We start from the raw sequence: 7889 nt of genomic DNA on the forward strand, positions 1-7889 counted from the left end.
GAGCCGCCTCAGCCGCCCTCCACCCGCATCCGGGGATCCAGCACGTCGCGCAGCCCGTCGCCGAGCAGGTTCAGCCCGAGGACCGTCACGGAGATCGCCGCCCCGGGCAGCAGACAAATCCAGGGGGCCTCCCGCAGATAATCCCGGCCGTCGGCGATGATGTTGCCCCAGGTCGGAGCCGGCGGCGGGGGGCCCATCCCGAGGAAGCTCAGGGCGGCCTCGGCCAGCACCGCGTAGGCGAAGACGAAGGTCAGTTGGACGCGTTCCAGAACCGGTGGGCGCCCTGGTACGGCTTGAAGCCGGTCAGGCTGCGCACCATGCCGAGCTTCACGCCGGAGTCCCCGAGCTTGTAGATGTAGACCTGGTCGGTCATGCGCTGCTCCCGCTCGGGGCTGACCGCTTCTCGACCTGAAGCGATGGGGTGGCGGGCGGGGCAGACGATGACCGCCCGCTTGGTGGAGACGGCGGGCGGTAGTCGAGGGCGGGCCGTGGCGACCCGGCCCGCGGTCAGGCGGTGGCGGTCAGGATCTCGAGGATGTCCTCGTGGCGCGTGTCGGCGTCCGATTGCCGGCCGATCTCGAGCAGGCGGGGCCGGGAGAGCGCCAGCCAGGCGGCGGCGGCCTCGGGATCGAACTGGGTCCCCGCACCCCGGCGGACCTCCGCCATCGCGATCTCCAGCGGAAGCGCCCGGCGGTACGGGCGGTCCGACGTCATGGCGTCGAAGGCGTCGGCCACGGACACGATCCGGGCCCCCACCGGGATTGAGGTTCCCCGGAGCCCGTTGGGGTACCCGGTCCCGTCGTAGCGCTCGTGGTGACTCTTGACCGCCTCCGCCTCCCGCCTCAGGGTCGGGTAGGGCGCGAGCATCCGCGCCGCCGCCTCCGGGTGGTGCTTGATGCACGCGTATTCCTCCTCGGTGAGCGCGACCGGCTTGAGCAGGATGGCGTCCGGCGTCGCGAGCTTGCCCAGGTCGTGGAGCATGCCGGCCCGGCGCGCCACCGAGACCTCGGCTGGGGGGAGCCCCATCGTCAGCGCGAGTTCGGTGGCGTAGAGGGCGACGCGCACCGAGTGTCCCTCGAGGTACTGGCTCCGCGAGGCGAGCGCGCGGACGAAGGCCGCCATGATCTCCAGGCTCTGGCGCTCGACGCTCTCCTGCAGGCGCACGCGCTCGGCGACGAGCCCGGTGGCGCGCGCGTAACCGAGGAGGAGCTTCCGCTCGTGGGCCGGGAAGAGCCCGCCCCGAGAGTCGCGGCCCGCGCAGAGGACGACGGTTCCCTGACCGAGCTCCGACGCGACGGCGCCCACCAGCGCCGGGCCGCGCGGGTCCTCGGTCCAGGCGAGCGGCGTCTTGGCGCCGGGCCGGATCACTTCTAGCGCGAACCCGTGGAGGTGGCGGACCAGGGTGCCGGCGCCTCGCTGGGCGACGATCGGGCCTCCCGGAGGTCCCTCCACGAGGATCAGGCCGGCCTGGGCGTTGAGATTCCGGAGGACGGAGCCGAGGACCGCGTCCGCGAACGCGGGAAGATCCGAGGCCTGAAACGTCAGATCGGCGAGCTCCAGCAGGGAATCCGGCGCCCCGGCTCGACGCGGGGGCTTCGACTCGGCGATCCCGGGGAGGCTTCTGGCCCGGTGCCGCGCCGTCCACGCCTGTCCGGCCACCACTGCGGTATTCATCGCTCGGCCTGCATCGGGACGGCCCTCCCCGTATTGGAGGTTCCGCTGCGCTGGTGGAGTGCCGACCCGGCGTCGGCGCGACACCGCGGAACCGTCAAGCAACGGTCGTGCCTCGCCGCCTCTCTTCTGGGAGTTGCGTGAAACCAGCAGGTTATGCGTCGGGGGCGTGCTTTCCGGCTCGGCATCCGGGGCAAATGGCCCGGAACCGACCGGATGCGCCCGCGGCGGTGGCCGCTTTCTGGCCAGACCGCGCGTTTGACACGCCGCCCGCCTTGCGTCATGGTCCGAAGCATGCCGGGCGGCAGGGCGCCCCTCGCGGCCGGCCTCAAGAGACACCGCCTCGAGGTGGCGCTCGCCTTCCCGCTCTTCGCCTACGTCCTCGTCCTGACCGTCGTTCCGATCCTCGACACGATCCGGCTCTCGCTCACCGCGCCGTTCGGCGCCGCGTTCCCCTCGCTGGCGAGCTACCGCGCGATCTTCGAGTCGGAGGTCTTCCATCGCGCGGTCCTGAACACCGTCGCCGTCACGCTGCTCTCGATCACGCTCCAGATCGCGGTGGGACTGGGCGTGGCTCTCGCGCTCCACCGGGAATTCCCGCTCCGCGCCCTCGTGCGGACCGTGATGCTGATGCCGCTCGGCGTCCCGACCGTGGTGGCGGGGGCCGTGATGCTCCTGATCTTCTCGCGCTCGGGCTACCTCAACTCGGCCCTCTTCGCGCTCGCCGATCTCGTGAATCGCCTGCCGGGCGTCCAGTGGCGCTTCGAGCCCCTGAGCTGGGCGGTGGCCGGTGGGTGGCGGACCCTCCTCACGCTCGCGATCGCCGACATGTGGAAAGTCCTCCCCATGGTCACCCTGATCTTCCTGGCCGGGCTCGAGTCGATCCCGCCCGACGTCTACGAGGCGGCCGACGTCGACGGGGCAGGGCGCTGGCCGCGCTTCGCGCGGGTGACCCTCCCGCTCCTGGCGCCCTACCTGACGATGGCCATCATCCTGCGGGCCATCGACGCCTTCAGGATCTTCGAGCTGGCCCTGGTCCTGGCCGGCCGCGTGGAGCCGGTCCTGGGGACCTTCATCTGGAGCCGGTACGGGCCGCCGACGAGCGACGTGTACACGGCGGCCGCCGCCTCCATCGTGCTCTTTGCCCTGATCATGGTCTTCATCGTCGCCTATCTCCGGCTCTTCGCCGGGCGGGTCGAGATCGAGGCGTGACGGCGGCCACCGGGACGCGACGCCCGCGGCGCAGCCCGCTCGAGCCCCTCCGGCGCCCCCTGTTCGGTCTGTGGGTCGTGGTGTCGGCGGGCTTCGTCCTCGTCCCTCTCTACCTGATCGTCATCGTCTCGGTGGCGCCCGGGGACGCGATCTTCGGCGAGCGCCCCGACCTCGTGGTGACCGCGCCCACCTTCAAGTTCTGGCAGCGCGTGGTGGCCCGGGGTGACCTGTGGGGGCCGCTCCTGAAGAGCCTCACGGTCGCGACCGCCACCACCCTCCTGGCCATCGCCGTCGCGGCGCCGGCCGCCTACGTCATCGCCCGGATGCCGCCGCGTCCCCGCTATGCGCTGGTGATCGGGCTTCTCGTCACGCGCATGTTCCCCGAGTTCACGGTGGGGATCGCCGTCGCGACCCACTTCGCGCGCCTCGGGCTGGTGGATGACTACCTGGGCCTCACGCTGGCCCACCTGATCGGCGCCCTCCCCTTCATCGCCTGGATCCTGGTGGGCAGCTTCGGGTCCATCCCGCGGACCCTGGAGGAGGCGGCGGCGGTCGACGGCGCCTCGCGGCTGGGAACGCTGGCCCGGGTCATCTTCCCGGCGGCCGCGCCCGGGATCGCCGTGGCGGCGCTCTTCGTCTGGCTCTATTCCTGGAACGAGTTCGTCTACGCGCGCCTGCTGACCACCAGCCAGAACACGCTTCCCCTCCAGGTCTTCCAGGCCGTCGATCGCGGCAGCCGGCAGCAGATGGCGGCGGTGGCGGCGGTTCTCGTGGTGCCGATCCTCCTGGTCGTCTACGTCCTCCAGCGCCACCTCCGCCCGGGGGCGCTCACGGGCGCCGTCAAGGGGTGAACTCCGGATCGCCCAGGCTTGACATCATGATGTCATTTCAGCATGGTGGGATCATGCGGCGGGCCCAGATCCAGCTGGACGAGAGGACCTACGCCGTTCTTCGACGCCGCGCCTTCGAGCGCGGGTGTTCGTTCTCGGCGCTGGTCCGCGAGATGCTGGCCGGATCTCTTGGGCGTCGAGCGCCGAAGCAGAGGCTGACCCTCAAGCAGTTCGGCTTCATCGGTGTCGGACGCTCGCGACAGGGCCGGCTATCCCCGGTGTCCGAGCGGCATGACGAGGCCCTGGCGGACGCCTTCGCGAAGCCTCGTCGTCGATGATCTTCCTCGACACCTCGGCCATCTACGCCATGGCGGACCGCGGAGACACCCGCCACCGGGACGCGGTACACCGGTTCCAGGCGGCCCTCGAAGAGGGATCAGGCATCCTCACCCATAACTATGTCCTCCTGGAGTCGATGGCGCTCGTGCAGCACCGGCTCGGTCTGGCCGCCGCCCTCAGCCTCGCCCGCGATTCCGAGGCCTTTGCCGTGGAGTGGGTGGACGGGGCCGTGCACGCCGAAGCCGTTCGTCGCCTCGCCCGGTCGAGAAGGCGACGCACCAGCCTCGTCGATGAGGTGAGTTTCCTGGTGATGCGAGCGCGGGGTGTGGAGGCGGCCCTGGCCTTCGATCGGGACTTCGAGTTCGAGGGATTCCGGCTGTACGAGGGGTAGGGGACGCGTGACGCGGCGGGTGTGCCGTGCGGCGGCCGGCGTCCTCCTGGCGGCCCTCGCCGTCGCGCTCGCGGCCTGCCGGCCGGCGGGGGACGCCCCGGGATCGCGGATCACCTTCAGCATCTCGCTCGCCGAGGACGAGAAGGACGCCGTCCTGGCGATCCTCCGCCGCTTCGAGCGGGATGCGGGGATCAAGGTCACCCTCACCGCCGTGACCGGCGAGGCGCTGCCGGAGAAGCTCAAGGTGGACGCGGGCGCCCGCCGCCCGACCATTCATCTCTTCGCCAAGGACAACCTCGCGCTCCGGGTCCTCGTCGACGCCGGGCTGGTTCAGGAGCTCTCCGACGTCCCGATCCCGGAGGGTGTCCTCCCGGGCATGGTGCCGGAGCCGGTCGACGGCCGCCGGTACTTCCTTCCCTTCCGGCCGAACGTCCAGGTCACGTACGTGAACCGCGGTCGCTTCGACCGAGCCGGCGTCGCCCCGCCGCGCACCGCCGACGAGCTGCGCGCGGTGGCGGAGACGCTGAAGAAGGCGGCCGGTACCGCCAAGGTGACGCTTTCCCTCGCCGAGGGCGGCGCGGCCGCGGTGACGGTGACCGAGTGGATCCTGATGTTCGGCGGGGACCCGCTCGTCCTCAACGACGACGGCGCCGTGCGGGCCCTGGAGTTCCTCCAGGGCCTCTGGCGCGACGGTCTCCTGGCGCCGGAGAGCCTCCTGGCGAAATACGACACGCAGGTGGATTACCTCCAGGGGGAAACGGCCTGGCTGGCGCCGAACTGGCCGTTCACGTCCAAGGTGCTGGCCGAGCAGGACCTCCTGGAGCGGTTCCACGTGTACGCGGGGTGGCGAGGACCGGCCCGCGCGGCCCGGGTGGTGGGCGGGGACGTCCTCGGCGTCCCGAGGGGTGTCACCGGGCCGTGGCGCGACGCGGCGCTCGCCCTGGCGCGCTTTCTCATGTCGCGTGAGGCCCAGCGGATCCTGGTCGCCCAGAACGCCTGGCCGTCGATCCGGGGCGACGTCTATGCCGACGTCCCGGCGGTCCTGCGCGAGACCTTCGGCGCGATCCAGGCGGCGCTCAGGGACGGCGTCGTCCGGCCCAACGTCGCCCACTGGCCGGAGGTCACCGAGGCGATGAACGAGGCGGTCCGCCGCGTGGTGGTGCGCGGCGAGCCGGCCCGCGCGGTCCTCGACACCCTGCACGCCAAGGTGGCGGCGGCGGCGCGGCGGAAGGGCGTGAAACCGTCCGTTTCCGGGCCCTCGAGGCCTAGGGGCCTCCCCTTAAGTTGAGGCCTTGACAGGGGGCGCCCCGGGCTGCTAGCTTGCTGTTCGAGGAGGCGCCAACATGCGACAGAGTGCCCTCGGTCGAGCTCTCTGTGTAGCACTCGCGGTCCTGCTGCTGGGCGCGCCATTGCCCGTGGCCGGCCAGGCCATGATGGCATCGCTCGGGACCGCCCGCGGGTTCCGGGCCGTCGAGCTCTCGCTCGACGATGGCGGGAGCTGGCTGCCCCTCGGCGCGCGGTCCCTCCCGGTGATGAACGGGACGCGGGTCCGGAGCACCGGTGGTGCCGCCACCCTCGAGCTGACCGATGGCAGCCGCATCGTCCTCCTGCCGTTCAGCGCGATCCGCGTGCGCGAGGCGGGGTCGGCCACCGCGGTGGCCGTCGACTACGGGCGACTGACCTTCCGCCTCCCGAGCCAGACCCGGGTCGAGCTCCAGACCCCGTCGGCGCGGCTCGAGCCGATCCGCGCCGAAGCCATGGGCGGCGAGCTCCTGGTCCGTCGGAACGGGACCACGGGCCTCGAGATGACCGCCGGCCGCCTCCGCATCCACGAGGCGATCACGGGCCAGGTTCGCGTGGCGAGCGTGGCGACCTCGGGTCAAGGTCTCGCGAAGCCGCCGGCGGCGTCGGCGGGCGCCCGGGGCGTCTTCGGCCCCCAGGGCGAGAGCCTCGGCTACCTCGCGCCGGACGGCCGGCTGGTGGCGCAGCCGGGCTTCACCTCGGATCTGACGCAGCCATTTCCCTCGCGCCTCGTCCAGGCGGCGATGGCGAAGGTCCCGGCTGCGGCTCAGCGGGACGCCCTGCCGCTCTTCGACCTGAACGGTGGCTATGTCGGCTACGTGGCCGGCCCCGAGTTCCACGCCCAGGCGGTCGGGGTGACGCCGGGTGGGGGGTCCGCCGAGGCCGTCATCGCTCGCGCTCCGGCCGACCTGACGCCGCGCGTGCAGCCGGTGACGCGTCCGCTCGCCAAGGGTGATCGCCTGTCGGATGGCGACAAGATCCGCACCGGAAAGGACGGGGCCGCGGAGCTTCGTCTCGGCGACGGGAGCCTGATCCGGCTCGGCCAGCTCTCGGACTTCGAGGTCGAGCGCCTCGAGAACGATTCGGCGGGCGCGCCGCGCACCTCGAGACTGCGGCTCGCCACGGGGAAGGTCCGAGCCTTCGTGAAGACCCCGTTCGTCCAGAAGGTCTCCACCGGTCAGGCCCAGTTCTCCATCGGGACGCCGGTGGCGACGGCCGCCGTGCGGCAGACGGACTTCGCCGTCGTCCAGGCCTCGGGCGGCAGCGCCAAGGTCTACACGCTGGGCAGCGCCGTGGAGACCACCGGAGTCGGCGGCGGCTCGGTCACCTGCGTGAGCAACCAGTACACCGAGGTGGTGCCGGGCAAGGGTCCGTCGCCGTGCGCGCCGATTCCGTTCGTGGACAAGGTCGCGCTCACGAGCGAGCTCGCCTTCGAGTCGGAGGCCGTGGGGGCGGGCTACGGCTCGGATATCGCGTACGTCGCGATCCCCTTCTTCGTCGTAGCCGCGCTGGCCGGGGTCTACTTCTCCGGCGTCTTCGCGACGTCGATCCGGCCCTAGGCCATTTCGGGGGGGTCTCGGAAGACCCCCCCGATGCCCCCCTCGCCCGCAGGCCCGCGGCACCCCGCCGTCGCCGTCCGTCCGCCAGCGCCGGCGCGTCAGCGCGCCATCGAGCCGGCCAGGACTTCCATCACGTCCAGGGTTCTCTCGAGCGACGGCCCCACCGGTCGAAGCTCGCCTCGAAGAACAGACGGGCGGCAAGGTGACACACTCGGTACCGGACGGCCAGGGTCGGGGGAGGGGCGTGATAGGCTGGACGGTGTCGCTCGGGCGTGGCGACCCGCGCGGGTGGCGCCTCGCACGGAATAGGGCGGGCCGGCGTCGCGTCTCTATGGATGGGGCGGCGCGCGGGACCGACCCGTCGCGGCGGCCCGGGATGTTCTCGGTGGAAGGAGGTGCGGAGTAGAGATGAGAGCCCTCGTGATTGCGATCCTGTTGCCGCTCGTTCTGGCCGGTCCGGCCCTTGGCTTTCAGTGCCCGCTGCTCATCAAGCAGCTGAACGACGAGGTAGCCAGGCTCTCCCCGGACGATCCGAAGGTCAAGCGGGCGAAGTCGCTGATCGAGGAGGCCCGGCAGCGGCACGCC

At 71.8% G+C, this 7889-nt stretch carries 8 protein-coding genes and 1 pseudogene; 6 read left to right on the plus strand and 3 right to left on the minus strand.

All coding sequences use genetic code 11. The annotated features are described in order from the left end of the window. Positions 1 to 8 precede the first annotated feature (8 nt). The 3 genes and pseudogenes from VGW35_06835 to VGW35_06845 form a co-directional block, all read right to left on the minus strand. Positions 9 to 275: pseudogene (locus VGW35_06835) on the minus strand (ABC transporter permease subunit). Continuing rightward, positions 251 to 373, minus strand: coding sequence for a hypothetical protein (locus VGW35_06840; protein HEV8307369.1), 123 nt, complete (start codon positions 371 to 373; stop codon positions 251 to 253). The pseudogene VGW35_06835 and the gene VGW35_06840 overlap by 25 nt, the downstream one beginning before the upstream one ends. Before the next feature lie 134 nt (positions 374 to 507). Then, a complete protein-coding gene (locus tag VGW35_06845) occupies positions 508 to 1674 on the minus strand; it encodes an HD-GYP domain-containing protein (protein ID HEV8307370.1) in 1167 nt (388 codons plus the stop codon). Positions 1675 to 1965: 291 nt separating this feature from the next. Here VGW35_06845 and VGW35_06850 point away from each other — a divergent pair, with 291 nt between their 5' ends. The 6 genes from VGW35_06850 to VGW35_06875 are packed head-to-tail and all read left to right on the plus strand — an operon-like array spanning position 1966 to position 7304. Next, entirely contained in the window at positions 1966 to 2883 is a 918-nt protein-coding gene (locus VGW35_06850) for a sugar ABC transporter permease (GenBank protein ID HEV8307371.1), read from the plus strand. Continuing rightward, the gene (locus tag VGW35_06855) at positions 2880 to 3734 is read left to right on the plus strand and encodes a carbohydrate ABC transporter permease (GenBank protein ID HEV8307372.1); all 855 of its coding nucleotides are present in this window, start codon (positions 2880 to 2882) and stop codon (positions 3732 to 3734) included. Before VGW35_06850 ends, VGW35_06855 begins: the two co-directional genes overlap by 4 nt. A 26-nt stretch (positions 3735 to 3760) precedes the next feature. After that, the gene (locus tag VGW35_06860) at positions 3761 to 4051 is read left to right on the plus strand and encodes a hypothetical protein (GenBank protein HEV8307373.1); all 291 of its coding nucleotides are present in this window, start codon (positions 3761 to 3763) and stop codon (positions 4049 to 4051) included. Further along, positions 4048 to 4443 (plus strand): PIN domain-containing protein, encoded by a 396-nt coding sequence (locus VGW35_06865; GenBank protein ID HEV8307374.1) that lies wholly within the window; start codon positions 4048 to 4050, stop codon positions 4441 to 4443. The genes VGW35_06860 and VGW35_06865 overlap by 4 nt, the downstream gene beginning before the upstream one ends. A 7-nt stretch (positions 4444 to 4450) precedes the next feature. Beyond that, positions 4451 to 5731 (plus strand): extracellular solute-binding protein, encoded by a 1281-nt coding sequence (locus tag VGW35_06870; protein HEV8307375.1) that lies wholly within the window; start codon positions 4451 to 4453, stop codon positions 5729 to 5731. Positions 5732 to 5786: 55 nt separating this feature from the next. Next, a complete protein-coding gene (locus VGW35_06875) occupies positions 5787 to 7304 on the plus strand; it encodes a FecR domain-containing protein (protein HEV8307376.1) in 1518 nt (505 codons plus the stop codon). The last annotated feature ends 585 nt before the right edge of the window (positions 7305 to 7889 follow it).

The sequence above is a fragment of the Candidatus Methylomirabilota bacterium genome, from assembly GCA_036005065.1.
In the GTDB taxonomy this organism is placed as follows: domain Bacteria; phylum Methylomirabilota; class Methylomirabilia; order Rokubacteriales; family DASRDR01; genus DASYQW01.

Bases quoted from the DNA above. Each gene is read 5' to 3' on its own strand.
- VGW35_06850 (HEV8307371.1), top strand. From the start codon at position 1,966: ATGCCGGGCGGCAGGGCGCCCCTCGCGGCCGGCCTCAAGAGACACCGC.
- VGW35_06865 (HEV8307374.1), top strand. From the start codon at position 4,048: ATGATCTTCCTCGACACCTCGGCCATCTACGCCATGGCGGACCGCGGA.
- VGW35_06840 (HEV8307369.1), bottom strand. From the start codon at position 373: ATGACCGACCAGGTCTACATCTACAAGCTCGGGGACTCCGGCGTGAAG.
- VGW35_06875 (HEV8307376.1), top strand. From the start codon at position 5,787: ATGCGACAGAGTGCCCTCGGTCGAGCTCTCTGTGTAGCACTCGCGGTC.
- VGW35_06845 (HEV8307370.1), bottom strand. From the start codon at position 1,674: ATGAATACCGCAGTGGTGGCCGGACAGGCGTGGACGGCGCGGCACCGG.
- VGW35_06860 (HEV8307373.1), top strand. From the start codon at position 3,761: ATGATGTCATTTCAGCATGGTGGGATCATGCGGCGGGCCCAGATCCAG.